This is a genomic window from Streptomyces sp. NPDC041124 (assembly GCF_055592385.1).
The window spans coordinates 34,389-61,127 of record NZ_JBVIYR010000004.1 but is presented as its reverse complement, the minus strand read 5'-3'; the positions used below and the strand labels follow the sequence as shown (position 1 = coordinate 61,127).

Here is a 26,739-nt window from a genome sequence, read left to right as displayed (position 1 = left end):
CCGGCCGGGGGCTCAGCACCAACGGCGCCACCACGGCGACCGGGGCCGCGGCCCGTCCCCCCGGCGGCCCCTGGCCCGGAGCCGGCGGAGCAGGAGAACGGCACCGGCGGCCAGGGTGAGCGCGAGGCACCGCGCGCGCCGTGCGGCGCGGGGTGCCCGCGCCCCGTCGGCCGCGCGCGCGACCCCGGGTGAGGTCCGCCCGTCGATCCGCCCGCCGGGGCGCGGCGGCGCCGCGGTCCCGTGCGTCAGTTCCTCGACGATCCGCTGCCAGACACGGTCGGGGGGAGCGGCCGGAAGGTCCGCTGCCTCGGCGCCGCGCGCCGACGTCACCACGCGGGTCGTACGCCTCAGCTCCTCCCGGCAGCGCGGGCACGAGGCGATGTGCCGCCAGGCGCCGGCGTCCTCGTCACCGGTCGCGTGACCGAGCGCCAGCTCCACCAAGTGCGCCGGATCCACATGGTCCACCGCGACCTCCGGTGTCTCGGGTGCCGTACCGCCGCGGGTACGGCCTGGTCGGACTCACGAACGGTGCGGTCAGCCGTTCACCGGCTCCGCGGTGACGACGAGGTTCGCCGTGTAGCCTCCCCGCTCCGGCTCGAACGGCGGAGCGCAGGTGATCAGCGTGAGGGCCGGGGCGCCCGCCCGGCGGAAGACGGACGGCGGCAGCTCGTCCTTCGGGACGGTGGTGCGCGAGACGACACGGTAGACCGCGGGGTCCGCCCCCGCCCGCCGCACCTCGACGGTCTCGCCGCGCCGTACCTCGCGGAGCGCGGCGAACTCGCCCAGGTCACCCGTGTCGCTGTCGACGTGCCCCACGAGCACGGCCGAGCCCCGGTCACTGCCGGGGGCCGGGCCGTAGCGGTACCAGCCGGCCACCGCCGGGTCGTCGGGGACGGTCATGTCGCCCTCCGGGGTCACACCGACGGCCTCGACCCGGGCGTCGAGACCGATACCGGTCACCCGGACCCGCTCGGGCGGTGCCTCCGCTGCAGGGACGCCGGCCTGTCCCGCCGAGCCGGGCGTGCCGGCGACCGCGGCCGTGCGGACCGGCGGCGCGGCGCCGAAGTCGGCCGCCGGGGCCGCGCCCGACCCCGACGGCAGGAGGACGACGCCGAGGACGGCCGCCGTGGCGGTTGCCAGAACGGCAGCCGCCACGGCCGGGCGCCGCACGCTGTCAGCCACGCCGGCCCGCGACCCGGCGGGCCACCAGGACACCCGTCACCGCGACCGCTCCGCTCGCGGCGGCCCAGGCGAGCCACGTGTCGGAGTCGTTCGGGGTGACGGCGGCGGCACCGCTGCCGCCCGCGTGCACGGCCTTGGGCGTCGACTCCATGCCGCTGAACTTCTGGGTGGCCAGGGCCAGGCTCTCGTCGTCGGCACTGCCCCAGGCGTAGACGACGTTGCTCGTGCCCTCCTCCAGGTTCAGGTCGGCCGGTCCGATGGCCACGGTGTCCGTCCCGGCCAGGACGACATCGGCCTCGACCGTGCCCGCGTCGACCGCGCCGGTGTCCTCGTTCGGGTTGGTCAGGTCGCTGAAGACGGGCTGCCCGCCCGCCCGTACGTCCACGGCGGGCGCCGCGGCGACATGGCGGACCGTCAGGCGCGACTTCCCGGCGTCGACCTTGGACACGTCGTTGGAGAAGGCCGTCAGCCGGGGCTTGCCGTCGGCGGAGAGATGGGCGGCGATCGTGGCGTTGCCGCCCTCGGGCACCTTCACCTCCTCCTGGAGGGCGGGGGTGCCGTCGGGGCTCTGACCGGCCTCGAAGACCTGGATGTCGTAGGTGCCGGCGTCGAGGGACTGCGGCTCGGTCACGGTGCCCGGCTCGAAGTCGCTGAGCAGCTCGTCGCCGTTGGCGTAGACGTCGACCGTCATCCCGGGGATGCCGTGGAAGACGGACACCATGGCCTCTTCCTGCGCGGCGGCGGGAGCCGCCATGGCGGGTGCGCCCACCCCGAGGGCGAGTGCGCAGGCGCCGGCCGAGGCGGCGATGACGAGGGGGGTCCGGGAGGTCATGGGGATCATCCCTTTCGAAGGAGTCTTCGCGCGGTGCGGAGTCTCGGTCCTGTTTCCTGGTCGGGGAGTGCCGCGGATGCGTCCGGGGCACGGTTTCTTCGGTTCGCTCAGGCGTCCGCGCCCGTGCCCGCGTCCGTCGCCGGGCTCTGCTCGATCACCCGGCGCAGCCGGTGCAGACCGCGGCGGGCGTGACTCTTGACCGTCCCCAGGGGCACGCCGGTGCGCTCCGCGATCTGGGCCTGTGTCAGGTCCTCGTAGAAGGCCATGCACAGCACCTCGCGCTGGGCGTGCGGCAGCCGGGACAGGGCCTGGACGACCAGCACCCGGTCCAGCACGTCGTCCGGTGCCCCCGCGGCCGGCCCGGTGGGCGCGGCGCCCCGGGCGGCCGAGTCGGCGAGGGACAGGCGCCTGGTCCTGGCGGCCAGCGCGTCGACGATCTTGCGGCGGGTGATGCCGACCAGCCAGGCGCCGAGCGGGCCCCGGTCGGGACGGAATCCGTGCCGTCCGCGCCAGGCGCCGATGAAGACCTGCTGGGTCACGTCGTCCGCCTCGTGGGCGTCACCGAGGGACCGGGCGGCCATGGTGTGCACGAGGGGGCCCCAGCGCCGGTGGATCGCCGCGAACGCCTCCTCGTCGGCGGCGACGAGCCCCCGGGCCAGTTCCTCCTCGTACCGGGTCTCTTCCACGGGTGGGGCAAGGGCGGTGGTGGGTCGCGTAGGGGTGCTCATGGCCTGACTCCTCCTGCCGAGCGCGTGGCCCCAGTGTTGGACGCACAAACGACGCAGACAACGTGCGTCGTTTGTGCGTCGTACGATGGGGTCATGAGCGAGCTGACGGAGAGCGGCGGACACGAGGCCGGCGAGGGCGCCCCGCCGGGTGGCGGGCTGACCACGGGGGAGGTGGCGAGGCGCCTGGGCGTGGCCCCCACCACGGTCCGCACCTGGGACCGCCGCTACGGACTGGGCCCCGACCTGCACACCGGTGGCCGGCACCGGCGCTGGACCGCGGCGGACGTGGCGCGGCTGGAGCGGATGTGCGCGCTGACGGCGACCGGGCTCCCGCCGGCCGAGGCCGCGCGCCTGGCCCGCGGCGAGGAGCCGCCCGGCGCGGCCCCGGCCGGCCCGCCCGCCGTCCCGGCACGGCGCCCGCCGGCCCGCAGCCGGGCGGGCAGCGGACTGCGGCTCGGTGACGCGCGCCAGGAGTGCAAGGGCATCGCCCGCGCGGCCCTGCGGCTCGACGCCGCCGCACTGGACCGGCTGCTGCTCGACGCGATCACCGAGCACGGCCTGGTCGCCGCCTGGACCGAGGTGATCGTGCCCACGCTCCAGGCCGTCGGCCGCAAATGGGAGACCTCGGGCGAGAGGTACGTCGAGGTCGAGCACTTCCTGTCCTGGCACGTCTCCGGCGCACTGCGCCGCACCGTGCACGACACGGTCGCCGACCGCCCCGGCGCCACCACGGTGCTCGCCTGTGTGCCGGGGGAGAACCACACGCTCGCGCTGGAAGTGCTGTCCGCCGCACTGACGGAGCGGGGCGTCCCGGTGCGCATGTTCGGCGGTGCCCTGCCGGTCGAGTCGCTCGTCGCGGCGGTGCGCAGGACCGGCCCTGCCGCCGTCGGGCTGTGGGCCCAGTCCCGCACCACCGCCAGCCGGCCGCTCGCCCAGCACGTGGCCGGCATGGAGTGGGGCGTGCGCGGCGCCCGCCGCAAACCGGCCGTCCTCACCCTCGGGCCGGGCTGGGCCGGGCGGGCGGTGCCCGGCGTGGCCCGCCCGGTGGGCCTCGCCGAGGCCGTCGCCGCCCTGGAGTCGGTGCTCGCCCGGTGAGACGCCCTCGTCCGGGGCACTCGGCCGTGGTGCCTGGCATCGGCCCGGGGAACGTGGTCCGCTGGGCCGGCGGTCCCCGTCCGCGGTCCGCCGCCGAAGGAGGAGCAGCATGACCGACGCACACCGCGGGACACCGGACGCCGTCGTGGTCGGCGCGGGCCTGGCCGGCCTGGCCTGCGCGCTGGACCTGTGCCGCGCCGGAGCGCGGGTGACCCTGCTGGAGGCGTCCGACCGGGTGGGAGGCCGGATGCGTACCGACCGGCGGGACGGGTTCCTGCTGGACCGCGGCTTCCAGGTCTTCAACACCTCCTATCCGCAGGTGAAACGACGCCTGGACCTGAGGAGCCTGGGCCTGCGGCCGTTCACCGCGGGCGTCGTCGCCCACACCCCGAGCGGCCCGCTGCGCCTCGCCGATCCGACCCGGAGCCCGGGCGCGGCACGCGGGCTGCTGCCGGGGCACGGTCTGACGGCCCGTGACCTGGCCGCGCTCGCGGTGCTCACCGCCCGGGACGCGGCGCTCCCCGCGGACGTGCTGAAACGCCGTGCGGACCGCTCGACCTCCGCGGCCCTCTCCCGCGCGTTCCTGTCGGACGAGGTGATCGCCCACGTCCTGCGGCCGTTCCTGTCCGGCGTCTTCCTCGAGGACCGGCTGGAGACCTCCGCACGCTTCTTCCACCTGGTCTGGCGGAGCATGGCCCGCGGAACCCTGTGCCTGCCCGCCGTCGGCATCGGAGCGGTCCCGGCCCGGCTCGCCGACGGCCTGCCCGACGGCGTCCTGCGGCCGGAGACGCCCGTCGCCGAAGTCACCGACGCCGGAGTGCTCCTGGGGGACGGCACCGAGGTGGCCGCCGCCACCGTGGTGGTCGCCACGGACGCGGTGACCGCGGCCCGCCTGCTGCCGGGCCTGCCCGTCCCGGACGGACGCACCGTCACCACCTACTACCACGCGACCGACAGCACACCACTGGCGGAGCCGACCCTGATGACGGACAGCACCGGCGCGATCCTGAACACCTGCGTGCTGAGCGAGGTCGCCCCCACCTACGCCCCGCCCGGCACCGCGCTCGTCTCCACCTCGGTCCTGGGAGCGGACCGGCCCGGCACCGCGGACGCGGTGCGCCGCCGGCTGGCCGACCTGTACGGCACCGACACGAGCGGCTGGAGCCGGCTCGCCGCCCACACCGTCGAGAACGCGCTCCCGGCGATGCTCCCGCCCTGGCCGCTGAGCCGCACGACCCGCTTCGGCCCCGGCCGGTACGTGTGCGGGGACCACAGGGCGACCGGATCGGTGCAGGGAGCCCTGGCGTCGGGCACCCGTGCCGCACGGGAGGTCCTCGCCGACCTGGGACGGCGGGGCGGACACCGCCGGACCGAGGTCCGCCCACCGCATCCATGACGGGCCGTCGGCCCGAATGAGTGAACGACCCGTACCGAATCCGTCGACCCCGTCCCCGGAGCGAAGCGTGGAAGTGAGCGGCCATGAGCGCCGAACAGCGGGCCCGGTGGCACGCCCCCCGGCCGACACGTCCGACGTGGTCATCCTCGGTGGTGGCGCGGCCGGTCTCAGCCTCGCCCACCGGCTGACCGGGACGGACGGGCTCACCGTCACCGTGGTCGAACCGCCCGACGGTCCGCTGCGCCCGGCCGAGCGGACCTGGTGCTACTGGGACCGGGGCGGCCAGGACCTGGACGACGTCGTCTGCGCGTCCTGGCCCCGCCTGCGCGTCCACGGTGCCGACGGCCGGGACGTCACCGTCGACCCGGCCCCGTTCACCTACCGCATGGTGCGCTCCACCGCCTTCGAACGGCACGTCCACGCGCTCCTCGACCGTTCCCCGGGCGGACGGCTCCTGCGGGCGACGGCGGACTCGGTGCACGACGAGCCCGGGGGCGCGGTGGTCCGGTGCACCCTTCCCACGGGCCGGCCCCTGCACCTGCGCGCCCGGCACGTGTTCGACTCCCGACCGCCCCGCGACCTGCCGCCGGCCCGCACCCGGCTGCTGCAGCACTTCCGCGGCTGGTTCGTACGCACCGACACCGAACGGTTCGACCCCCGGGTCGCCGACCTGATGGACTTCCGGGTGCCCCAGCCCGCACACGGTCTCGCCTTCGGCTACGTCCTGCCGCTGGCCCCGGACCGGGCGCTGGTGGAGTACACCGAGTTCTCACGCGCCGCCCTGACCACCGACGCCTACGAGGCCGCCCTCGGCCGCTACTGCCGCGACGTCCTGGGACTCGGCGCGTTCACCGTGGAACGGACGGAGCAGGGCGTCATCCCCATGACCGACGCCCGCTTCCCGCACCGGACGGGGACGTCCGTCTTCCGCATCGGGACCGCGGGTGGCGCGACCCGTCCGGCCACCGGCTACACCTTCGCCGCCGTGCAACGCCAGAGCAGGGCCGTCGCCGCGGCCCTGCGCGACGGGCGCGGGACCTTTCCCGCACCCCACGGGCGGCGCGCCCTGGCCATGGACGCGATGCTGCTGCGCGCCCTGGACACCGGACGGATCGACGGACCGGACTTCTTCACCGGCCTGTTCCGCCACGTCCCGCCCCAGCGCCTGCTGCGCTTCCTCGACGGAGCCACCTCACCGCTGGAGGAATGGGGCATCGGACTGCGCACCCCCGTACTGCCCATGCTCCGCACGGCGGCCGAACTTCCCTTCCTGCCCCGCCGCTCCCGGCCCCTCCCACGAAACGGAGAAAGCCACCGATGACCCTCCCGCGCGCTCGCACCCCGCGAACCGGCCCCCCGCGCCCGGCCCGTCGTCGTCCACCGCTTCCCGGACCGCACGGTCTCCGGCCCGGCGGCGGCGCACCCGGGGAGCGCACCCCGGCCGAGGCCGCGTCCGGGGCTCCCGCCACGGCGGTGGGCGCCCCGGCGTGCACGGGCACGCGGCGCCACGCCCGCACCGGACCGCGGCACCCCCGGGTGCGGGTCCCGGACCCGGCCGCCGGCACCGGACGGCAGCCGGGCGCCGTCCGCGACGGCTCGGTCACCGGGAAGGAGCACGGCCGGTGAGCACCCGTTCCGGCGGTGGCGCGCGGCGGGGCCGCGACCGCAAGGCCGAGATCCTCATGCCCAGGCCCGGCGGGCCCCGGTTCCGGCGCGGGGACGAGCCGTCCGTCGGGGTGATCGGCGGCGGCATCGCCGGTCTGGCCGCGGCCACCCTGCTGGCCGAACGCGGCGCCCGCGTCACCCTCTACGAACGCCAGGACTCGCTCGGCGGCCGGCTCGCCGGCCATCCCACCCGGCTCTCGGACGGCTCGCGGGTGACCATGACCCGCGGCTTCCACGCCTTCTTCCGTCAGTACTACAACCTCCGGGGCCTCCTGCGCCGTACCGACCCCGCCCTCGACCGGCTCACCCCCCTGCCCGACTACCCCCTGCGGCACAGCGGCGGTCTGACCGACAGCTTCGCCCGCGTGCCGCGGACCCCGCCGTTCAGCGCGCTCGGATTCGTCGCCCTGAGCCCCACCTTCGGCTGGCGGGACCTGGCCGCCATGGACGCACGGGCGGCGCTCCCGCTCCTCGACGTGCGCGTGCCCGAGGTGTACGAGCGCTTCGACGACGTCACCGCCACCGACTTCCTGGAACGCGTGCGCTTCCCGGAAGCAGCCCACCACCTCGCCTTCGAGGTGTTCTCCCGCAGCTTCTTCGCCGACCCGCGCGAACTGTCCGCCGCCGAACTGCTGCTGATGTTCCACATCTACTTCCTCGGCTCGTCCGAGGGACTCCTCTTCGACGTGCCGGACGAGCCGTTCCCCCAGGCGCTCTGGGAGCCGCTCGGCGACTACCTCCGGCGTCTCGGCGCCGACGTCCGCACCGGGACGGCGATCGAGGAGATCTCCCCCCTGGAGGGCGGGGGAGCGGAGGTGCGCACCGGCGCCGGCGCCGGCCGCCACGAGGCCGTGGTGCTGGCCGCCGACACCGGAGGGCTGCGCCGGATCGTCGAGGCGTCACCCGGTCTGGGCACCTCCGCCTGGCGCGAGGACGTCGCGGCCCTGCGCACCGCCCCGCCGTTCCTCGTCTCCCGGCTCTGGCTCGACCGTCCGGTCCGCTCCGACCGGCACCCCTTCCTCGGAACCAGCGGCTACGACGGCCTGGACAACATCAGCGTCCTGGAACGGTACGAGGGCGAAGCCGCACGCTGGGCGGCGCGCACCGGCGGTTCGGTGGTGGAACTGCACGCCTACGCCGTGGACCCGGGGGCGGAACGCAAGGAGGTGCAGGACATGCTCGTCGACCGGCTGCGCCAGGTCTACCCGGAGACCGGGGACGCGCGGGTGGTCGACGCCCGGCACGAGTGGCGGTCGGACTGCCCGCTCTTCCCGGTCGGATCACACCGCCGCCGCCCCTCCGTGCGCACTCCTCACCCGTGGCTGGTCCTCGCCGGTGACGCGATCCGCTGCGACCTGCCGGTCGCCCTCATGGAACGGGCCGCCACCACCGGCTTCCTCGCCGCCAACGCTCTGCTCGGCGACCGGGGCGTACGGGGCCAGGTGCTGTGGACCGTGCCGCGGGCGGGCCGCTCACCCCTGCTCCGTGCGCTCGGCGGCGCCCTGGCGGAACACCGGCCGGCCCACTGACCGGCGGGCCCGGCCGCACCCCGCGGGGTGCCGCCGGGCCCGCCGGCCCCGGGTCCGGCGGATCAGCCGGGGAAGCGTCCGGTGCTGCGCAGCGCCCAGCGGCGTTCGGCGTAGGCCAGGTCGTCGCGCCACAGACGCCCGGCCGTCCGGCGCATCAGGGGACGCAGCGCGGGGGCCGCCGCCCGGGCCAGCGCGAAGCCGCGCCGGTCGGAGGCGGCGACGACCGCCTCGACCACGGCCGTCCTGGGCCGCTCCTCGCCCGCGCCGGTCAGGGGCGTCGCGTGGGTCTCCACCACGGACGTGGCCCCCTCGCCGTCGGTGATGCGCATGACGACCGTGCGCGGCTCCGGCGCGGTGAACTCGGCCCGCACCGGCACCACCAGACGCCCCGCCACCCGGAAGGAGACGTCGACGACGAACGCGTCGTCCTCCTCCCCCTCCGGTTCGCGCGCCACCGACAGGTCCACGAACGAATAGGGGTGGAACCACGAGCCGTGCCACGGATCGAGCCGGTTGGCCACCACGTCCTGCGGCTCGCACCGCCCCACCCCGGTGTACACGGCGTCCACCCCGGTGCCCGCCGCGGGCCGCGGGGGGACGACGGGACGCTCGGTGGGCTCTTCGCCGCCCACCTCGTCCAGACGCACCCAGACCAGCACGCCGTCGTCGTGCACCGGGAACGGCTGCCATCCGGCGAACGGCGAGCCGTCCAGGGCCAGTCCGTGCCAGTGGCACACCAGCGTGCCGCACACCACCCGGCTGTCCCGCAGGGGAGCGCCGAGATGCGGACACACGCCCGCTCCCGCACGCAGCTCACCGGTGTCGGAGCGCCACAGCACGACCTCCGTGCCGCCGACCGTCCTGCCGTACGGGCTCCCCGCGGCGCGGACGCCCCGGGACGCGCCGACGACGAACCAGTTGCCCGAAGGACGGGCGGACGCCCGCTTGAGCGCGTCCGCGATCAGCGCCGGCCGTGCCTGGCGCCAGGTCGGCGTCTGCGTCGCCCAGTCCGGGCCGGAACGCCGGCGCCGCAGCGGCGGCGTCCAGCGTGCCCTGCCGTCTCGCCCGCTCATCGCACCGACCCCTTCCGGTGGAGCACGGGAACGCCGGCCGGGGTGGCACGGCGTGCGCCGCGGGCGTCCCACCGCGCGGCGGCCACGCCCAGCGCACCGGCCGCGGCCGTCGCCGCGCGACGCCGGCGGGAGACCACCGCGCGGCGGTGCAGCACGGTGTAGTCCTGCGCGGCGATCGCGTCGAGGATGCCGCCGTACAGGGTGAACGCGGTACGGATGCAGGGACGCACCCGCGGATCGAGCATGGCGATGCCCGGCTCCGCCTCCCGGTACACCTCCCTCGTCAGGGAGTCCGCCGCGACGAAGGCCGCGCGGATCCGCGGGTCGCGGCGCCCGGTGCGCCGGCTCCACTCCAGGAGCGGCCGGTCCACGCCGTGGGCGGCGAGCAGGTCTCCGGGCAGGTAGACGCGGCCGCGGTCGAGGTCCTCGCCCACGTCCCGCAGGAAGTTGGTGAGCTGGAAGGCCACACCGAGGGCCGCCGCGTGCGGCGCCGCCTCCTCGCGGGGCACGACCGTCCCGAGGACCGGCAGCATCTGCAGACCGATCACCTCGGCCGACCCGCGCACATAGCCCAGCAGGTCGGCGTAGGTGGGGTAGTCCGTGACGGTCAGGTCGGCACGCATCGAGGACAGGAAGTCGGCGAACAGCTCGTGCTCGATGTCGTACCTGCGGGCGGTGTCGGCCACGGCCCGGACCACGGGCTCGTCCCCGCCGCCGGTCCGCAGCCCGTCGGCGAGGTCGGACTCCAGACGGCGCAGCAGCCGGTCGCGTTCGTCGGGTGTCCGGTGCCGGTCGAGGTCGTCCACGATGTCGTCGGCCCAGCGGGCGAAACCGTACAGGGCGTGCACGGCCGAGCGGTGTTCCAGTGGCAGCAGACGGGTGGCCAGGAAGTAGGTTCTGCCGTGGCGGGCGTTGAGCCGCCGGCACCGGGTGTAGGCGGCGCGCAGCGCGGGATCGGTGATCCCCGCGGCGTCCAGTTCACGACGGGTCATCGGCACCTGCCGGAGTAGGGGTGGTGGAGGGGGCGGGCACGGCTGTCAGGGGAGTGCGTGCCCGTGCGGGGCGCCGGCCGGCGCCGCCGGTCACACGGGTGGCGGCGAGCTTGCCGCTGATGAGCACCGTCGGCACACCGACGCCCGGAGTGGTTCCGCAGCCCGCCAGGACCACGTTCTCCACCTCGCGCACGAGGTTGCGCGGCCGGAAGGGGCCGGTCTGGGCGAACGTGTGGGCGACCGAGAAGGGACTGCCCGCCGCGTGGCCCTGCGCCGTCCAGTCGAGCGGGGTCACCAGGAGTTCCTCCCGCACGCTGTCCCCGAAGCCGGTCAGGCCCCGGCGCTCCAGCTCGGCGACCAGACGGTCCCGGTAGCGGGGCCCGAGATCCCGCCAGGCCGCGGCGCCCGGTCCGACCGTCGTGTTCGGGCAGGGGGCGAGCACGTAGTGCAGGTGGCCGCCCGGCGGGGCCAGGCCGGGGTCGTGCGTGGTCGGACGGGTGATCAGCAGCGACGGGTCGCTCATCAGCTCACCCGAGCGGGTCAGCTCGTCGAACGTGCCCTCCCAGGAGGCGCCGAAGGACAGCGTGTGGTGCGCCAGCTCGGGCCAGGTACGGTCGGTCCCGGCGTGCAGGATCACCGCGGACGGCGAGTGGCGCAGCGGTGCCGGACGCCGCGGCCGGCGCCCCAGCAGCCGGTAGGCGGCGGGCAGTTCACAGGTCAGGACCACCGCGTCGCACGGGATCCGCTCGCCCGAGGCCAGCCGGACGGCCCGCACCCGCCCCGCCGACCGCTCCAGCGTGCTCACCCCGTCGCCGAAGCGCAGGTCGGCACCGGCGTCGGCCGCCGCGTCGGCCATCGCCCGGGGGAGGGCGTACATGCCGCCCTTCGGGAACCAGACGCCGGCCACGGTGTCCATGTACGCGATCACCGCGTACGCCGCGAGCGCCCGGGCCGGGGCCACACCGGCGTACAGGGCCTGGAAGGTGAAGACGCGGCGCAGGCGGTCGTCGGAGAGGAAGCGGCCGATGCGGCCGTCCAGCCGCCCGAAGCCGCCCAGCGCCGCCAGGCGGGCCAGGTCCGGGTGCAGCAGCTGGAAGGGGGAGTCGAAGTTGGTGTCGATGAAGCGGCCCATCTGCGCCCGGTACAGACGCTCCAGCCACTGCCGCAGGTCGCGGTAGCCGGCCGCCTCCGCCGGTCCGGCGAAACGCCGCACCTCCGCCTCCATCGCCTCGCCGTCGGTGTGCACGTCGAGGGAGGAGCCGTCCGCGAAACGCGCCCGGTAGGCCGGGTGCAGGGCCGTCAGCTCGACGCGGCGGTACAGGCTGTCGCCGACCGCCGCGAACGCCTCGTCGGCCAGGTGCGGCATGGTCAGCACCGTGGGTCCGGTGTCCACCTGGTGGCCGCCCAGCAGGACGCGGCCGGCGCGGCCGCCCGGGCCGCCGTCCCGTTCGACGACCGTGACCCTGCGGCCCGCGCCCAGCAGGTGCAGGGCGCAGGCCAGGCCGGACAGACCCGCACCCACCACGACCACGTGGTCGGTGGGCCCCGGTACCCGCCTCACGCGACCCCCTCGGCACGGCGCGGAGCCACGTCCGACGCGCGGGCGACCAGCGCGGCGAACTCCTGCCGGACGGCCGGCGCGGCGCCCGTGCGCTCGAAGTGCCGCACGCTCAGGTTCGTCAGCTCCACGATCTTCGCCTCCACCACCTCCCGGGCGCCGGTGCGCTCCAGCGCCGCCCGCATCCGTTCGACCGCACGCTCCGCGCGTGGGTCGGCGTCCGGGGCGAGCATGGCGGCGGCGTGGTGGTCCCCGGCGGCGTCCGCGAGCCGGAGGGCGACGGCCAGGAGGTAGGTGAGCTTGCGCGAGCGCAGGTCGTCGTCGGCGGGCTTGCCGGTCTGTGCCGGGTCGCCGAAGGCGCCGAGGAGGTCGTCGCGGAGCTGGAAGGCCAGGCCGGCGCACCGGCCGGCCGCCCGCAGCGCGTCCAGGGTCCCCTCGTCCGCTCCGGCCAGCGTCCCGCCGAGGGCGAGGGGGCGGGCGACGGTGTACAGGGCGCTCTTCAGGGTGGCGATGTCCAGTGCTTCGTCGACGTGCGACGAGCGGGTGGCCTGGGCGTGCAGGTCCCGGTACTGCCCGGCGACCATCTCGGTGCGCATCGCCCGCCATTCCTCGTGCAGACGCCGGCCGTGCGGGGTGCCGAGCGCGGTCTCCGTCAGCAGGTCGTCCGCCCACGCGAGGGCCAGGTCACCGGCGAGCACCGCGGAGGAGGTCCCGTACCGCTCCGAGGAGCCGTGCATGCCCGCGGCCCAGTGATCGCGGGCCAGTTCGACGTGCAGCGCCGGGCCTCCGCGGCGCCGCAGTGATCCGTCCATCACGTCGTCGTGCACGAGGGCGCACACCTGGAGCAGTTCGAGGGCGGCCCCGGTGCGCAGCACCGCGGTGGCGTCACCCGTGCCGCCCGCCGCGCGCCAGCCGCAGCACGCGAAGGCCGTGCGCAGCCGCTTCCCGCCCCGCGCGACCAGCGCGCCCACGCGGTCGGCCAGGTCCCGGGCGAAGACCGCGTCGACGGCGCGGGCGTCACGCAGTCGCGTGTCGAGGACCTGTTCGAGGACGGCGGCGGCGCCGTCGGCGGCGCCGGACGCGGTGAGGGGGTCGTCGGCCGGTTCGCCGGGTACGGCGACGATCGGCGGCAGTCCAAGCATGCGCGGCCCCTTCTCACAGTCAGTTATCTGCACACCAGTGCTTCCGCCGAGTGCCCTCTTCCGGATGCGCTGATGTCTGCCCGGTACGGCGGCCGGCCCGGACAGACTCACCTCAGCGGCCGACGGACGCCCGTTTGGTGATGGTATGTCACGCTTCCGTCGTGGTGCGGTGCCGGACTCCTCCGTCACGGCCGCGGGCCCGCTGGAAACGGGCGAGCCCGTCGGCGAGGTCGACGAGCGGAGCGGGGTAGCCCAGCGCGTCGCGCCGCTCCGCCGGGAGCCGCCAGGGCTCGTGCACCGCCCTGCCCTCCACGCCCCCGAGCTCGGGGACCCAGCGGCGCACATAGGTGCCGTCCGGGTCGAACCGCTTCGCCTGGACGAGGGGGTTGAGCACGCGGTGCGGACGGGTGTCGGTGCCGGTGCCGGCGACCCACTGCCAGTTGAGCTGGTTGTTGACGACGTCGCCGTCCACGAGCAGGTCCAGGAAGTGCCGGGCGCCGATCCGCCAGTCCACGTACAGCGTCTTGGTCAGGAAGCTGGCCACCAGCAGCCGCGCCCGGTTGTGCATCCAGCCCTCGTGACGCAGCTGGCGCATGGCCGCGTCGACGACGGGATACCCCGTACGTCCCTCCCGCCACGCGGCGATGTCGTCGGCGGCGTCCTCCTCGTCGCGCCAGCGGTCGTGGCGCGTGCGGTAGTCCGCCCGGGACGCCGCGGGCCGCGCCGCCAGCACCTGGTGGTGGAAGTCCCGCCAGCACAGCTGGCGCACGAACGCCTCCGCGCCGGGCCCGCCCTGCCGGCGGGCACGGTGGACGAGTTCCACCGGCGACAGGGCCCCGAAGTGGAGATACGGCGACAGCCGCGAGGTCCCGTCACCGGCCAGGTCGTCGTGCCGGGCCTCGTACGACGACAGCCCCGCGCGCAGCCACCGCGAGAACCGCTCCCGCCCCGCCGTCTCCCCTCCGCCCGGAATGCCCGGGGACGTGCCGGACACCTCGGCGCGTGAGGGCACCGGCCCGCCGCGCACCCCCTCGGGGACGGGCACGGCGCGCGGCGCGGCCAGGGGCGTCCGCAGCGTCTCCCGCTCCCAGCGGCGGAAGTAGGGCGTGAACACCGCGAAGTGGTCGGAACCGGCGGGTGTCACCGCACCGGGGGCGACGGCGGTGATCACCGCCTCGTGCACCCGCAGTGCCACGCCGCCGTCGCCGAGCTGCCCGCGCAGCCGCTCCTCGCGGTGCCCGGCGTAGGCCGTGACGCCCGCGGCCATGTGCACCTCGGTGGCCCCGCACTCGTCCACGACCGCACGGACCTCCCGGGCGACCGGCCCCGCGCGCACGACGAGCCGGCCGCCGCGGCGGCGCAGCGACGCGTCGAGATCCCCCAGACAGTCGGCGAGGAACGCCCGCCGGTTCGGGGCGTCGAAACCGGCCGCCCGGATCCCCGGGTCCAGCACGAACAACGGCACCACCTCGTCCGCCGACCGCAACGCGGCACGCAGCGGCGGGTGGTCGTGCAGACGCAGGTCCGAGGTGAACAGGACGACCGCGACGGTCATGGCGTCACTCCTGGTGCGGTGGTGCGGTGGTGCGGTGGTGCGGTGGTGCGTGGACGCGGTGCCTATCGGGAGGCACTTCGCCGGCCGCTCGCGCCGCGGACCCGCCCGGCGCGCCGACCACCCTTGCGGGCGGTCAGGCCCCTGGCGGCTGCCTGGGTGATGTTGCGGGCCATACCGCCGAAGACGACCGCGTGGAAGGGGGAGACCGACCACCAGTAGGCGTGACCGAACAGACCTCGCGGGTGGAACAGGGCACGCTGCCGGTAACGGGTGCGGCCCCGCTCGTCCGTCTCGACGCACATCTCCAGCCACGCCAGACCCGGCAGCCGCATCTCCGCCCGCAGCCGCAGCAGACGGCCCGGTTCGATCTCCTCGACGCGCCAGAAGTCCAGTGAGTCGCCGACGCGCAGATGCTCCGCGTCACGCCGCCCGCGGCGCAGTCCGACACCGCCGACGAACCGGTCCAGCCAGCCGCGCACCGCCCAGGCCAGGGGGAAGGAGTACCAGCCGTTGTCGCCTCCGATCCCCTCGATCACCTTCCACAGCTCCTGCGGTGACGCGTCGACGGGGAGTTGCCGCTCGTCCTCGTACAGGCTGCCGCCGGCCCAGTCGGGGTCGGTGGGGAGCGGGTCGCTGGGAGCTCCGGGGACGGACGCGGACGACCAGCGGGTGGCGACCTCGGCCTGTCGCACCTTGCGCAGCGCCAGGGACAGGGCTTCCTCGAACGGCAGGGGGTGACCCGGTGGGTCGGGGACGTACCGGGCGATGTCGTGTTCGTGGCAGACGACCTCGTGGCGCAGGGACTCCGTCAGGGGGCGGGCGATGGAGGCCGGTACCGGGGTCACGAGGCCGATCCAGTGACTGGACAGCCGTGGGGTGAGCACCGGCACCGGCACGATGAGCCGCCGCCTCAGGCCGGCCACGGCGGCGTAGCGGCGCATCATGCCCTCGTAGGTGAGGACGTCGGGTCCGCCGATGTCGAAGGCCCGGTCGACGTCGTCCGGCATGGTGGCGGAGCCGGCCAGGTAGCGCAGCACGTCGCGGACCCCGATGGGCTGGGTGCGGGTCTGCACCCAACTGGGTGTCACCATGACCGGCAGCCGCTCGGTCAGATAGCGCAGCATCTCGAAGGAGGCCGACCCCGAGCCGATGACGACCGCGGCCCGCAGCACGGTCGCGGGCACCGGGGACTCCAGGAAGATGCGGCCGACCTCGGCGCGGGAACGCAGGTGCGGGGAGAGGTCACTCTCCGGGACGTCGCGCGGGGTGAGACCGCCCAGGTAGACGATCCTGCGCACACCCGCCGCGTGCGCCTGCTCGGCGAAGATCCGCGCCGCACGGCGATCGGTCTCCTCGAAACCGGCACCGGTCCCCAGGGCGTGGACGAGGTAGTAGGCGACGTCGACCCCGCGCATGGCCTCGGCGACCGAGTCCGCGTCGGTGACGTCCCCCCGTACGATCTCCGCGTCCGGCGCCCAGGGGTGATCGCGGAGCCGGTCGGGGGAGCGGGCGAGGCACCGCACCCGGTGACCGGCCTGAAGCAGCTCCGGCACCAGACGACCGCCGATGTACCCGGACGCACCGGTCACCAGACACAGTGTCCCCTCCGTGTCCCGCAGTCCGTTCGTTCCCACGGTCTTTCCCTCCGGCTCGTCCCACGGCACCGGGCCGCGGCGCGACGGTCACTCGGACGGCGGGGCCCCGTCGGCGCGGGCACCCCGCACGGTGCGATCGTCCCTGCTTCCCGCCCCGCGCCCGCGGCGGATGCGCCGCGCCTGCGCGGGGCGGCCGTTCAGCCGCGCGGCGCGTCGGTGCCGGCCTCCTGGTCGGCCCTGCCGCCGGCGCCGAGCAGTCCGGTCGCCGCGAACGGCTCCCCGGCGCCGAGCCGTGGCAGCTCCCGCCGCGACAGCGACGTGACGACCAGTGGCATCGCGCCCCGCACGAGCTGGGTCGCACGCAGCCATCGCGGCACGTAGACGGCCCGGCGGCGTCGCTCGACGGCGTCGACCAGCCTGCCCGCCACGTACGAGGCGGGGTACATCTTGCGCGCGGGCGGCGGCATGTGCCCGCGCAGCTCCCGCAGCACGGGGTGCCGGTCGGCGTCGCGCACCATGTCGGTGTCGGTCCAGTTGATGTAGGCGATGCCCACACCCACGCGCCGGTGGGCGACCTCCGCCTGCAGTGCGTGGGCGAACGACTCGACCCCCGCCTTCGACGCGCAGTAGGCGCTCATCATCGGCGCGGCCCCGATGGAGGCCAGCGACGCCACCTGGAGGAAGTAGCCGTGCGTGTCGAACAGGTCGGGCAGGAACGTCCGCGCGGTGACCGCGCTGCCGATGAGATTCACCTCGACCACGCGCCGCCAGACGGCGGGGTCCGACTCCGCGAAGGGACCGCCCTCCGCCAGTCCGGCGTTGGCGACCACCACCGAGGCCGGTCCGAGCCGCGCCCGTATGGCGGAGGCGGCCCGGCTCATGCCCCGGTCGTCGGTGACGTCGACCTCCCAGCACACGGAGCGTCCCGCCGGCAGCGAGTCCCTGACCGCCGCCAGCGTTCTCTCCTCGCGGCCCAGCAGCGCCACGGTCGCGCCCCGTTCGACCAGGATCCGGGCCATGGCCGCTCCGAGGCCGCGTGCGGCTCCGGTCACCACGGCGACGCGGCCGTGCAAGGGGTTCCGGGCGACCGGCATGGGCGGTTCCTTTCCGCGAGGCGCCTGCCCGGCCCACGCTAGACGCGCCACGGCCCAGGGGCATGTCAGCGGAGGCTCCGCCCACCGCCCGCGGCGACGCGCGGAGGGCACCGCGCGCCTGCGGGTCACCGCTGGACGGGACGCTGTCGTGCACGGTGTCCGCCGCTCGCTCCTGGCCGGCGCGCGGTTCCCGGGTGCCGCGGGCCGGGCCGGCCTGGGTGATCGACGTGCGTTCGAGGCGCACGGGGCCGTCCGGGTGGGTCCGGCCGTCAGACGGTGTGGACCTCGACCCCCGCCTCGGTGAGCCGGGCCGACATGTCGGACGACAGCCCGGCGTCGGTCACCAGGACGTCGACGCGGTCCAGTCCGCAGATCCGCGCGAAGGCGCGCCGCCCCATCTTCGACGCGTCGGTCACCACGATCACCCGGCGTGCCCGCTCCGCGAACAGCCGGCTCACTCCGGCCTCGTCCTCGTGGTGGGTCATCAGCCCCCACCGCGGATCGACGCCGTCGACTCCCAGTACGGCCACGTCCAGAACGACCTCATCGAGCACGCCCGCGGTGAGCGGGCCGACGAGTTCGTACGTCTGGGGACGGGCCACCCCGCCGGTGACCACGATCTTCACCTGCGGGCGTACCGCCAGCTCAGCGGCGATGTTCAGGGCGTTGGTGACCACCGTGAACACGGGCGGCGAGGTCTCGGCCGCGTCCCGCCGCCCCCGTCCGTCGCGGCTGCCGCCCGCCCGCAGCGCCAGTGCCCGTGCCACCTCGGTCGTCGTCGTCCCGCCGTTGAGGCCCACCACGTCGCCGTCGGCGAGCATCTCGGCTACGGCCGTCGCGATGCGCTGCTTCTGCGAGGCGTGGCGGGAGGACTTGTAGCGCAGGGGCAGCTCGTAGGAGACGCCGTGCGCGACGGCTCCGCCCCGGGTGCGGACGAGCATCTGCTGTGCGGCCAGCTCGTCGAGATCACGGCGAATGGTCGCGGGGGAGACCCCGAGGGCGGTGGCCGCGTCGTCGACGTCGATCCTGCCCGCGCCGGCCAGCAGCTCCAGCAGCTCGCTCCACCGCTCGTGCTTGGACATGTGTCGGGCTCCCTCGGACCTCGGTGCTGCGCTCCCGACACGGTAAAGGACGCCACGGAGCGCGGTGCCGGAGGTGACCGGGCCGGGGAACGGCGAGCGGGGCCGCGGCCCCCGGGGCGTTCAGGTCCCGCTCGGCGGTTCCTCGCAGACCACCTCGTCGCGCGGGGTGTAGCGCGTGCGGAACGGCTCCCGCCCCACCTCCCGGCCGCCGTCGCGGAAGACCCGCTCCACGGTGACGTCGAACCCCTCCAGCGGGGTCTGCGGCACGCACTCCTTCGCGGTGCTCACCTTCCGCGACGGCTGCCGCACCTCGGTGCGGGGCCCCTTGACCGACGTGACCTCGTCGTACTTCTTCGTGCCGAGGAAGGTGACGGTCACCGACGTGTCGGTGGACTCGGCCTCGATGTAGAGGGCCTTGCCGGAATCGTTGGCGAACCTCAGGTCGAGGCTGCCCCAGGCCACCGTCGCCTCGCGGCCCTCCGGGTAGCGCTCGATGTAGAAGGAGTGGGCGCCGTACTCGACCGGCTCGACCCCGGCGAAGAACATCGCGTTGAAGACGGTCGTGGCCACGGCGGAGACTCCGCCGCCGGGCGCCTTCTTGTACTGGTCGTCGTAGATCATGATGCCGTCGACGAACCCGTTGGCCTCGGTGCGCTCGCCGACGGTCCTGTTGAAGCTCCAGGTCTCGCCGGGCATGACGACGGAGCCGTCGATGAGGTCCACGGCCCGGCCGACGTTCGTCGTGCGGTAGGCGGCCGGTTCGAAGTCGACGGTGAAGGAGGACATCTTCTCGGTCAGTCCCAGGCGCGCCGCGTTCTCGCGGGTGACCTCCGGCTGGACCTCCCGGGTGTCGACCTCCCCGGTGCGGGCGGAGCCCGACCTGGTGAGCAGGGGCAGTACTGCCTTGCCCAGGGCCTTGTCGGTGACCTGCACACCGGCCCGGGCGTCGGCGGCCACGACGACCCGGTCGCCCTGGGACGTCAGCCGGGCGTTGCGGGGCGTGCGGGGCAGGTCGTTCAGGGGGCCGGCCACCGCGGGCGCGGCACGCAGGCCCTTGCTGTCGAGTTCCGGGGTGAGTCTGCCGGTCTTGTCGGGCCGCATGGTCAGGTACTCGCCCAGCACGGCCGGGGAGAGCGTGAAGCGTTCGCCGCCCGCGGTGAGCGTGACCGGCGCCGACATCGCCGGGTCCGCGAACGCGCGCACCGCCCGCCGCACCTCGTCGGCCGTGACCTTCGGTGTGCTCTTGCGGGCGGGCAGCACCGTGACCGGGTCCGCGGCGCCGCGCAGGAAGGGCTCGCGCAGCGCGTCGACGGAGGCGTCCACGTCCATCGCGTGCCCGGTGCGCGGGGCGACCTGCTCGACGCGGCCGTCGGAGAAGGCGACGGCACCGTCGCGGACCTTCGTGTCGAGCGTCCCCGCCAGCTTCCCGAGGGCGGCCCGCGCCTTGCCCTCGTCGACCCGCACCACCGGCTCGATGTCACCGCCCGAGCGGAACAGACCTCCGATCACGCCGACCGGATCGGTGCCGGTGGTCGTCGCCCGGTCCACGGTCCCTTCGATGTCGAAGGCGTACCCCGCCTCCCGTGGGTCGACGGCGCCCCTGCGCTCACCGACCTGCACGGCCATCTCCCGTGAACCGGCCGCCGCCAGGTGCCGCTCGAGCTTCGCGGTGGCCTCCGCACGGCTCAGACCCCCGATGTCCGCACCCCGCACCGTGGTCCCGGCCTCGATCTCACCGCCGGTGAGCAGCAGCCCGGCGAGGTACAGACCTCCCACACCGACGGCCAGCGCACCGCCCGCCAGGGCGACGGGCGGGAGCGACACGATGCCGGGGACGGCGGGTATCCGGGGGCGCATGGGTCTCCTGATCGATCCGGGTGACGCGCACCCGAGGTCAGGACACGGTGTGCGGGAACAGTCGCCCAGGCTAATGCACCACCAGCCGCCAAAGGGTATATCCCATGTCACATCGGGCCTTCTGGATCAAGAGCCGCCCGGCCCCGCGGGGCGCGTCCCGGCGCTTCCGTGCGGCGGATGCCGGCCACGGTCCGGCGTGGCCGACACCGGACGCCGATTTTCGGTCAGGTGGCGGCTGAAAGTGCACCGGCCGCGCTATTCATTTTCCATTGAACAATTCGATGGCCGTGTCTGGAATCCCTCTTTCCTCTTTCTTTACTCCGTGTCGAACCGCGCGGGGCATTGTTATTACGCACAGTGACCATTCGCCTCCATGGAGGCGTCGCCCGTGGTGGAGTCGGTCGATGAGGGGCGCCAAGAGCGTGGATACCGCAGCGAAACGGTCACGCATCGGCAGGGGTATCTCCTGGAGTGGGCGATTCCGGTCGCTCGCGGCCGGATCCGCGGTGCGACGGTTTCTGCCGGTCGGGGTTCCGCTGTCCATGAAGGGGCGCAGATCACCGCGGTGTCGTCGCAATTCCGCTTTCCCTGCCGGTCGGCGGCAGAATCCCAGCGATATCGCCCGCATTCTCTAAGGCGTTGACAGGAACCAGTTCCGGACTGTTGTATGACTGTCATCCAGGGGGAGAGATGGCACAGGGTGACCGGCCGGAAGGCCCGACGCCGTATCGGCGTCGTATTGACCCGCTGCCGTCTCCGGTAGGGGGAGACCACATGAGTAAGATCAAGCACACACTTCCGATCGCGGCCGCGGCCATTGTCCTGACGGCCGGAAGCATCGCCGGCCCCAGAATCATCCAGACCGAGCCGGTGGCCGCCGCCGCGTCCACCACCGCCGGAAGCCCGTCGACCACCGAGGCTTCGTCCGGCGCCGGGACTCCCGAGAAGACCGCGGCCGAAACGCAGACAGGAATCCGGGCCGTTGCCACGTCCCCCGAGCAGCTGCTGAAGCTCCTGGGTGAGCGCATCGTGGCCAAGGACATCGACGGCATCATCGCGCTGCACGAGCCCGAGGCCGCGATCGTCAACTGGGACGGGTCGATCATTCGGGGCCGCGCGGCGATCCGCACCTTCTACCTCGACTGGTTCAACTCGAATCCGGTGCTCACCGTGAACCCCCGCCAGACCGTCGTGGCAGGCGGATGGCGCACGTGGGACAACAAGCTCCGCCAGCGTACGGCGTCCATCATGGGCGACTACAGCCTCGAGCAGGACGCGGCGGACGGAACGCGCGAGAGCTTCACCGGCAATTTCTGCGACACCGTCGAGGAACAGCTGGACGGCACCTGGCTGTACGTGCAGGACAACCCGTACCCGCCGCACGGCGACTCGGCTGCGCCGACGACCGCCCACCACTGATCCGAATCACTCGACAGTCCTCTCCGCATTGACCGGCAGTCGGCCGACCGGTGAATTCGCCATGCCCGCGCACATGTGATGCGCGGCATTCCCAGAATTCACCGATCGGTCGCTCTGCGGCCCCGGCATGCCGAAATCGAGAAACTCCGGGGGAGTTCAGCCGCCCATGGACGGGTCATCCTCGGGCATGGGTGGTCGGGCGTCGGCCGCATAAACGCGCCGAATCGGTGTGCCGGCATGTCGGAGAGTTGGGGAGCAGAATTGAATGCCACATCGCTCCACGATTCACCAGCCCTGATCGCACAGCAGCAGCCCCAGTGGGAAGACCCGGCCGAGGTCGAACGGGTCCGGGACACACTGGCGGGCCTCCCCGCACTGGTGGAGACCGAATCGCTCAGCAGACTCCGCAGCAGGCTCGCCCAGGTCGCCGCCGGCCGGGCACAGGTGGTGCAGGCAGGCGACTGCGCGGAGGACTTCGCCGAATGCACCGCCGGTGACGTCGACCGGAAGACCGGACTCCTCGACGTACTCGCCGGAGTCATGACCGCGATCACCCACCAGCCGGTCCTCAAGGTCGGCCGGATCGCGGGCCAGTACGCCAAACCCCGGTCGGCGCGCACCGAGTCGGTCGGCGGCGTCGAGATCCCGGTCTACCGGGGACACATGGTGAACGGCCCCGAGCCGCACCCCGAAGCGCGACGCCCCGACCCCCGGCGCCTGCTGGCCGGCTACCGGGCCGCGCACCAGGTCGTCGCCCACCTCTGTCCCACGCCGCGGGACCGCGCCGACCCGGCCGTCTGGACCAGTCACGAGGCCCTGCTCCTCGACTACGAGATCCCGATGCTGCGAGCCGACCGGGACGGCCGGCTCGCGCTCACCTCCACCCACTGGCCCTGGATCGGCGAGCGGACCCGCGGGCTCGACGGAGCCCATGTCGCCCTGCTGGCCGACGTGGTGAACCCCGTCGCCTGCAAGGTCGGTCCCCGCATGACCACCACGGAACTGCTCGGCCTGTGCGAGCGGCTCGACCCCGGGAAGACACCGGGCCGGCTCACCCTGATCGCCAGGATGGGCGCCGACGCGGCGACGGATCTGCTGCCGCCGCTGGTCCGGGCGGTACGCGCGGCGGGGCATCCCGTGATCTGGCTGGTCGACCCCATGCACGCCAACACCGTGACCACCGCGGAAGGACGCAAGACCCGAGTCGTGGAAACCCTCGTCCGCGAGGTCACCGCCTTCCAGGCGGCCGTGCGCGCGGGCGGCGGGACACCGGGCGGGATCCACCTGGAGACCACCCCCGACGCGGTGACCGAGTGCGCCGACGTCCCCGACGCCACCGACCGCGTCGGCGCCGTCTACCGGACGTTGTGCGACCCGCGACTCAACCCCCGCCAGGCCGTGTCGGTGGTGTCGGCCTGGCAGCCGCAGACGATGACGGACCGAGCCGAGGGAGAACCGTGCCGGGCATAGCCCCGATCCCCGCCTACCCGCTGCCCACGGCGGCCCAACTGCCCCCCGGCACGGCGCGCTGGACACCCGATGCGACCCGCGCGGCCCTGCTCGTCCACGACATGCAGCGCTACTTCCTCGCCCCCTTCCCCCCGGCCGTACGGGACCCGCTGGTGCGCCACTGCGCACAGCTGCGGGAACGGTGCGCCGCACTCGGGGTCCCCGTCTTCTACACCGCGCAGCCCGGCGGCATGACGGACGAGGAGCGCGGACTGCTCAAGGACTTCTGGGGCCCCGGCATGCGCGTGGATCCCGCCGACCGCCAGATCGTCACGGAGCTCACGCCCGGGCCGGCGGACCAGGTGCTCACCAAGTGGCGCTACAGCGCCTTCTTCCGCTCCGACCTGCTGGAGCAGCTGCGCGCCCTGGGCCGCGACCAGCTGATCGTCTGCGGGGTGTACGCGCACGTCGGCGTGCTGGCGACCGCCCTCGAGGCGTTCACCAACGACATCCAGCCCTTCCTGGTCGCCGACGCCCTCGGTGACTTCTCCGCCGACCACCACCGGCTGGCCCTCGACTACGCGGCCGCTCGCTGTTCGGTGGTCACCACCACCGAGGAGGTCTTCCGATGAGCGCTTCGCAGCTGCTCGAGCACGTGCTGGGCCCCGAACCGGGTGCCTTCGCCCTGCTGCACCGCCCCGAGACCGTGGGTCAGGACCGCGTGGAGATCCTGCTGGGCCGGATCTCCACCCCGGCACGGCTCGCCGACATCCCGTCGGCCGAGGGGGCCGGACGGCCCGGTGAGGCCCGGCACGAGACGCTGGTCCTGGTGCCCCACCGGCAGATCACCGAACGCGGCTTCGCCGCCGCCGAGGACGGCTCACCGCTGCTCGCGATGGAGGTGATCCAGCAGGCGGTGACCGGCACCTCCGAGGTGCTCGGGGCGCTCCCGGACGAGCCGATCGCCCTGGCCGAAGGACGCTTCGACACCGACGACGAGGCCTACGCGGACACCGTACGCGCGGTCCTCGACAACGAGATCGGCACCGGCGAGGGCTCGAACTTCGTCATCAAACGCTCGTTCGTCACCAGCATCACCGGCTACTCCACACGCAGCGCGCTCAGCCTCTTCCGCCGGCTGCTCACCCGGGAGAGCGGCGCCTACTGGACGTTCATCGTGCACACCGGCACCCGCACCTTCGTCGGTGCCACACCGGAACGCCACGTCAGCCTGCGCGACGGCGTCGCCGCGATGACCCCGATCAGCGGCACCTACCGCTACCCGGCCACCGGACCGGTCCTGTCGGAGGTGATGGAGTTCCTCAGCGACGGCAAGGAGACCGACGAGCTGTACATGGTCCTCGACGAGGAACTCAAGATGATGGCCCGGGTCTGCCGGGGCGGCGGCCGGGTGAAGGGGCCGTACCTGAGGGAGATGTCCCGGCTCGCGCACACCGAGTACACCATCGAGGGGAACAGCGACCTCGACCCGCGGGACATCCTGCGGGAGACGATGTTCGCCCCCACCGTGACCGGCAGCCCGCTCGAGAACGCCTGCCGGGTGATTGCCCGCTACGAGCCCGGCGGTCGCGGGTACTACGGGGGAGTCGCCGCACTGATCGGCCGCGACGCCGCCGGCGCGCACACCATGGACTCGGCCATCCTCATCCGCACCGCCGACATCCGTTCCCCGGAGACCGGCGACACCGGACACGTCCGGGTCGGTGTGGGCGCCACCCTCGTCCGGCACTCCGACCCGGACGCCGAGGTCGCCGAGACCCGCACCAAGGCGGCGGGCGTCCTCGCGGCCCTCGGCGCCCAGGAGCGGCTCGACGCACACCCGCTGATCCAGGAGGCCCTGGAGGGACGCAACAAGACGATCGCGAACTTCTGGCTCAGCGGGGCGGAGCGGCGGGTACGGCCCCACCCGGTACTGGACGGCCGCCGGGCGCTGATCGTCGACGCCGAGGACACCTTCAGCGCGATGCTCGCCCACCAACTGCGCTCCATCGGGCTGACCGTGGAACTCGGCCGCTTCGACGCGGCCCACCGCTTCGGCGACCACGACCTCGTCGTCATGGGGCCCGGACCCGGTGACCCGCGCGAGAGCGACCATCCCAGGATGGCCCGGCTCACCTCCGCCATCGAGGAGTTGCTGGACCGCCGCATCCCCTTCCTGGCCGTATGCCTGAGCCATCAGCTGCTCAGCCGGCACCTCGGACTCGAAGTGCGGCGCCGGGACGTCCCGAACCAGGGCACCCAGCGCGAGATCGACCTGTTCGGCTCGCGCGAACGGGTCGGCTTCTACAACTCCTTCTCGGCCCGTGCCCGGACCGACAGGCTGGAGTGTCCCGGCATCGGCGAGGTGAGGGTCTGCCTCGACGCCGGCACGGGCGAGGTGCACGCCCTGCGCGGCCCGCACTTCGGCTCGGTGCAGTTCCACCTCGAATCCGTACTGACCCGGGACAGCGAGCGGGTCCTGGCCGAGCTGCTCGTACCGCTGATGGAGACCGCGGAGGTACTGAACGCATGAAAGCCACCATCTCCTGGTGGGACCTCACCGGGTCCGGCCAGACCATCGACTCCTTGCGGGTCTACCTGCGCGACGAGGGCGTCGAGCCGTGGACGGAGGTCCACGGCATGCGGTTGAAGTTCTGGATCTCCGACCGGGAGACCAACCGGTGGGGCGCCGTGATGCTGTGGGACTCGGACGCCGACCTGACGGCGCCGATGCCCCCGAACCGGGCCACCGAACTCATCGGACACCCACCGACCGTCCGGATGCTGACCGACGTGGAGGCCTTGGTCGAAGGCATCCACTCCGGCGGGCCGGCCGAGCGTGGCCTGGCCTTCGAAACCATCGGGAAGTCGTCGTGAACGCACCGCACCCCGCCATGACCACCGACGAGTTCACCGCCCCGCCCGCGGACCCGATGGAGCTGCTGCGGACCTGGTTCGACAGCGCGGTCGCGGACTCCGTCGTCCAGCCGGGCGCGCTGGCACTGGCCACCGTCGACCCCCGCGGCCGGATCTCCAACCGGATCGTCCAGGTCCTCCACGTGCGGGGGACGGGCCTGGTGTTCGCCAGCCACTCCGACAGCCGCAAGGGCCGCGAACTGGCCGTCACACCCTGGGCGTCCGGGCTCTTCTACTGGCGCGAGGCATCCCGCCAGGTGAGCGTGAGCGGACCGACCCGCCCCCTGCCCGCCGAGGAGTCCGAAGCCCTCTGGCACGCCCGGCCCGTCAGCACCCACCCGATGTCGGTGGCGGCGCACCAGAGCGCACCGCTGCCCGATGAGGAGGAACTGCGCGAGCGGGCCCGGGAACTGGGCCGGGACGGCTCGGCGCTGCCCCGCCCGGACCGCTGGATCGGCTACCTGCTGGAGCCGGCGTCGGTGGAGTTCTGGCAGTCCGACCCCGAGGACCGGCTGCACCGCAGGCTGCGTTACGAGCGCGACGGTTCCGGCTGGCTCACCAGCCGGCTCCAACCCTGACC

The 26,739-nt window shown here is 74.2% G+C and carries 23 protein-coding genes; 10 read left to right on the top strand and 13 right to left on the bottom strand.

The window, feature by feature from the left end; translation table 11 throughout:
• Positions 1-12 precede the first annotated feature (12 nt).
• The 4 genes from ACZ6A9_RS11960 to ACZ6A9_RS11945 all read right to left on the bottom strand — a co-directional run bounded on the left by ACZ6A9_RS11960 (position 13) and on the right by ACZ6A9_RS11945 (position 2,742).
• Positions 13-465, bottom strand: a complete 453-nt coding sequence (locus tag ACZ6A9_RS11960; protein WP_468983155.1) for a hypothetical protein — start codon at positions 463-465, stop codon at positions 13-15.
• A 69-nt stretch (positions 466-534) separates the two neighbouring features.
• A complete protein-coding gene (locus tag ACZ6A9_RS11955; RefSeq protein ID WP_468983152.1) occupies positions 535-1,182 on the bottom strand; it encodes a class F sortase in 648 nt (215 codons plus the stop codon).
• Positions 1,175-2,014, bottom strand: a complete 840-nt coding sequence (locus ACZ6A9_RS11950; RefSeq protein WP_468983149.1) for a DUF4397 domain-containing protein — start codon at positions 2,012-2,014, stop codon at positions 1,175-1,177. The genes ACZ6A9_RS11955 and ACZ6A9_RS11950 overlap by 8 nt, the downstream gene beginning before the upstream one ends.
• A 107-nt stretch (positions 2,015-2,121) precedes the next feature.
• On the bottom strand, positions 2,122-2,742 hold the full coding sequence (locus ACZ6A9_RS11945) for an RNA polymerase sigma factor (protein ID WP_468983147.1): 621 nt from the start codon (positions 2,740-2,742) through the stop codon (positions 2,122-2,124).
• A 93-nt stretch (positions 2,743-2,835) separates the two neighbouring features.
• Here ACZ6A9_RS11945 and ACZ6A9_RS11940 point away from each other — a divergent pair, with 93 nt between their 5' ends.
• The 4 genes from ACZ6A9_RS11940 to ACZ6A9_RS11925 all read left to right on the top strand — a co-directional run bounded on the left by ACZ6A9_RS11940 (position 2,836) and on the right by ACZ6A9_RS11925 (position 8,427).
• Positions 2,836-3,837 (top strand): MerR family transcriptional regulator, encoded by a 1,002-nt coding sequence (locus tag ACZ6A9_RS11940; protein WP_468983144.1) that lies wholly within the window; start codon positions 2,836-2,838, stop codon positions 3,835-3,837.
• Between the two features lie 109 nt (positions 3,838-3,946).
• A complete protein-coding gene (locus ACZ6A9_RS11935; RefSeq protein ID WP_468983142.1) occupies positions 3,947-5,233 on the top strand; it encodes an NAD(P)/FAD-dependent oxidoreductase in 1,287 nt (428 codons plus the stop codon).
• A 106-nt stretch (positions 5,234-5,339) separates the two neighbouring features.
• Positions 5,340-6,554 carry a lycopene cyclase family protein gene (locus ACZ6A9_RS11930; protein ID WP_468983139.1) on the top strand — a complete coding sequence of 405 codons (1,215 nt, stop codon included), beginning with the start codon at positions 5,340-5,342 and terminating at the stop codon, positions 6,552-6,554.
• Positions 6,555-6,915: 361 nt separating this feature from the next.
• Positions 6,916-8,427: an FAD-dependent oxidoreductase gene (locus tag ACZ6A9_RS11925; protein ID WP_468984561.1), complete on the top strand. Its 1,512-nt coding sequence runs from the start codon at positions 6,916-6,918 to the stop codon at positions 8,425-8,427.
• Positions 8,428-8,489: 62 nt separating this feature from the next.
• On the opposite strand, the gene ACZ6A9_RS11920 is transcribed toward ACZ6A9_RS11925, so the two are convergent.
• From ACZ6A9_RS11920 to ACZ6A9_RS11880, 9 genes are all read right to left on the bottom strand, one after another.
• Entirely contained in the window at positions 8,490-9,500 is a 1,011-nt protein-coding gene (locus ACZ6A9_RS11920; protein WP_468983137.1) for a DUF5914 domain-containing protein, read from the bottom strand.
• Positions 9,497-10,492 (bottom strand): phytoene/squalene synthase family protein, encoded by a 996-nt coding sequence (locus ACZ6A9_RS11915; RefSeq protein ID WP_468983134.1) that lies wholly within the window; start codon positions 10,490-10,492, stop codon positions 9,497-9,499. Before ACZ6A9_RS11915 ends, ACZ6A9_RS11920 begins: the two co-directional genes overlap by 4 nt.
• Positions 10,479-12,053, bottom strand: a complete 1,575-nt coding sequence (gene crtI / locus ACZ6A9_RS11910; protein ID WP_468983131.1) for a phytoene desaturase family protein — start codon at positions 12,051-12,053, stop codon at positions 10,479-10,481. The genes ACZ6A9_RS11915 and crtI overlap by 14 nt, the downstream gene beginning before the upstream one ends.
• Positions 12,050-13,192, bottom strand: coding sequence for a polyprenyl synthetase family protein (locus ACZ6A9_RS11905; RefSeq protein ID WP_468983128.1), 1,143 nt, complete (start codon positions 13,190-13,192; stop codon positions 12,050-12,052). The genes crtI and ACZ6A9_RS11905 overlap by 4 nt, the downstream gene beginning before the upstream one ends.
• A gap of 148 nt (positions 13,193-13,340) precedes the next feature.
• Positions 13,341-14,747, bottom strand: a complete 1,407-nt coding sequence (locus ACZ6A9_RS11900; RefSeq protein ID WP_468983126.1) for a cryptochrome/photolyase family protein — start codon at positions 14,745-14,747, stop codon at positions 13,341-13,343.
• A 62-nt stretch (positions 14,748-14,809) separates the two neighbouring features.
• Positions 14,810-16,381, bottom strand: a complete 1,572-nt coding sequence (locus tag ACZ6A9_RS11895) for an SDR family oxidoreductase (RefSeq protein ID WP_468983124.1) — start codon at positions 16,379-16,381, stop codon at positions 14,810-14,812.
• A 158-nt stretch (positions 16,382-16,539) separates the two neighbouring features.
• A complete protein-coding gene (locus tag ACZ6A9_RS11890; RefSeq protein WP_468983121.1) occupies positions 16,540-17,436 on the bottom strand; it encodes an SDR family oxidoreductase in 897 nt (298 codons plus the stop codon).
• Positions 17,437-17,705: 269 nt separating this feature from the next.
• Positions 17,706-18,518: a DeoR/GlpR family DNA-binding transcription regulator gene (locus ACZ6A9_RS11885; RefSeq protein ID WP_468983118.1), complete on the bottom strand. Its 813-nt coding sequence runs from the start codon at positions 18,516-18,518 to the stop codon at positions 17,706-17,708.
• Between the two features lie 120 nt (positions 18,519-18,638).
• Entirely contained in the window at positions 18,639-20,375 is a 1,737-nt protein-coding gene (locus ACZ6A9_RS11880) for a VanW family protein (protein WP_468983116.1), read from the bottom strand.
• A gap of 690 nt (positions 20,376-21,065) precedes the next feature.
• Here ACZ6A9_RS11880 and ACZ6A9_RS11875 point away from each other — a divergent pair.
• The 6 genes from ACZ6A9_RS11875 to phzG all read left to right on the top strand — a co-directional run bounded on the left by ACZ6A9_RS11875 (position 21,066) and on the right by phzG (position 26,737).
• Positions 21,066-21,794, top strand: coding sequence for a YybH family protein (locus tag ACZ6A9_RS11875; protein ID WP_468983113.1), 729 nt, complete (start codon positions 21,066-21,068; stop codon positions 21,792-21,794).
• A gap of 261 nt (positions 21,795-22,055) precedes the next feature.
• Complete coding sequence (locus ACZ6A9_RS11870; protein ID WP_468983111.1) at positions 22,056-23,264, top strand: 3-deoxy-7-phosphoheptulonate synthase; 1,209 nt, start codon at positions 22,056-22,058, stop codon at positions 23,262-23,264.
• Positions 23,252-23,875: an isochorismatase family protein gene (locus ACZ6A9_RS11865; RefSeq protein WP_468983108.1), complete on the top strand. Its 624-nt coding sequence runs from the start codon at positions 23,252-23,254 to the stop codon at positions 23,873-23,875. Before ACZ6A9_RS11870 ends, ACZ6A9_RS11865 begins: the two co-directional genes overlap by 13 nt.
• Entirely contained in the window at positions 23,872-25,776 is a 1,905-nt protein-coding gene (locus tag ACZ6A9_RS11860; RefSeq protein ID WP_468983105.1) for an anthranilate synthase family protein, read from the top strand. Before ACZ6A9_RS11865 ends, ACZ6A9_RS11860 begins: the two co-directional genes overlap by 4 nt.
• Positions 25,773-26,120 (top strand): hypothetical protein, encoded by a 348-nt coding sequence (locus ACZ6A9_RS11855; protein ID WP_468983100.1) that lies wholly within the window; start codon positions 25,773-25,775, stop codon positions 26,118-26,120. The genes ACZ6A9_RS11860 and ACZ6A9_RS11855 overlap by 4 nt, the downstream gene beginning before the upstream one ends.
• Complete coding sequence (phzG, locus tag ACZ6A9_RS11850; protein ID WP_468983098.1) at positions 26,117-26,737, top strand: phenazine biosynthesis FMN-dependent oxidase PhzG; 621 nt, start codon at positions 26,117-26,119, stop codon at positions 26,735-26,737. Before ACZ6A9_RS11855 ends, phzG begins: the two co-directional genes overlap by 4 nt.
• The last annotated feature ends 2 nt before the right edge of the window (positions 26,738-26,739 follow it).

Excerpts from the sequence above, each read along its gene's own strand:
- ACZ6A9_RS11920 (WP_468983137.1), bottom strand. The coding sequence starts at position 9,500 with ATGAGCGGGCGAGACGGCAGGGCACGCTGGACGCCGCCGCTGCGGCGC.
- ACZ6A9_RS11950 (WP_468983149.1), bottom strand. The coding sequence starts at position 2,014 with ATGACCTCCCGGACCCCCCTCGTCATCGCCGCCTCGGCCGGCGCCTGC.
- ACZ6A9_RS11935 (WP_468983142.1), top strand. The coding sequence starts at position 3,947 with ATGACCGACGCACACCGCGGGACACCGGACGCCGTCGTGGTCGGCGCG.
- ACZ6A9_RS11875 (WP_468983113.1), top strand. The coding sequence starts at position 21,066 with ATGGCACAGGGTGACCGGCCGGAAGGCCCGACGCCGTATCGGCGTCGT.
- ACZ6A9_RS11855 (WP_468983100.1), top strand. The coding sequence starts at position 25,773 with ATGAAAGCCACCATCTCCTGGTGGGACCTCACCGGGTCCGGCCAGACC.
- ACZ6A9_RS11925 (WP_468984561.1), top strand. The coding sequence starts at position 6,916 with ATGCCCAGGCCCGGCGGGCCCCGGTTCCGGCGCGGGGACGAGCCGTCC.
- ACZ6A9_RS11915 (WP_468983134.1), bottom strand. The coding sequence starts at position 10,492 with ATGACCCGTCGTGAACTGGACGCCGCGGGGATCACCGATCCCGCGCTG.
- ACZ6A9_RS11940 (WP_468983144.1), top strand. The coding sequence starts at position 2,836 with ATGAGCGAGCTGACGGAGAGCGGCGGACACGAGGCCGGCGAGGGCGCC.
- ACZ6A9_RS11905 (WP_468983128.1), bottom strand. The coding sequence starts at position 13,192 with ATGCTTGGACTGCCGCCGATCGTCGCCGTACCCGGCGAACCGGCCGAC.
- ACZ6A9_RS11945 (WP_468983147.1), bottom strand. The coding sequence starts at position 2,742 with ATGAGCACCCCTACGCGACCCACCACCGCCCTTGCCCCACCCGTGGAA.
- ACZ6A9_RS11890 (WP_468983121.1), bottom strand. The coding sequence starts at position 17,436 with ATGCCGGTCGCCCGGAACCCCTTGCACGGCCGCGTCGCCGTGGTGACC.
- ACZ6A9_RS11885 (WP_468983118.1), bottom strand. The coding sequence starts at position 18,518 with ATGTCCAAGCACGAGCGGTGGAGCGAGCTGCTGGAGCTGCTGGCCGGC.
- ACZ6A9_RS11860 (WP_468983105.1), top strand. The coding sequence starts at position 23,872 with ATGAGCGCTTCGCAGCTGCTCGAGCACGTGCTGGGCCCCGAACCGGGT.
- ACZ6A9_RS11880 (WP_468983116.1), bottom strand. The coding sequence starts at position 20,375 with ATGCGCCCCCGGATACCCGCCGTCCCCGGCATCGTGTCGCTCCCGCCC.
- ACZ6A9_RS11900 (WP_468983126.1), bottom strand. The coding sequence starts at position 14,747 with ATGACCGTCGCGGTCGTCCTGTTCACCTCGGACCTGCGTCTGCACGAC.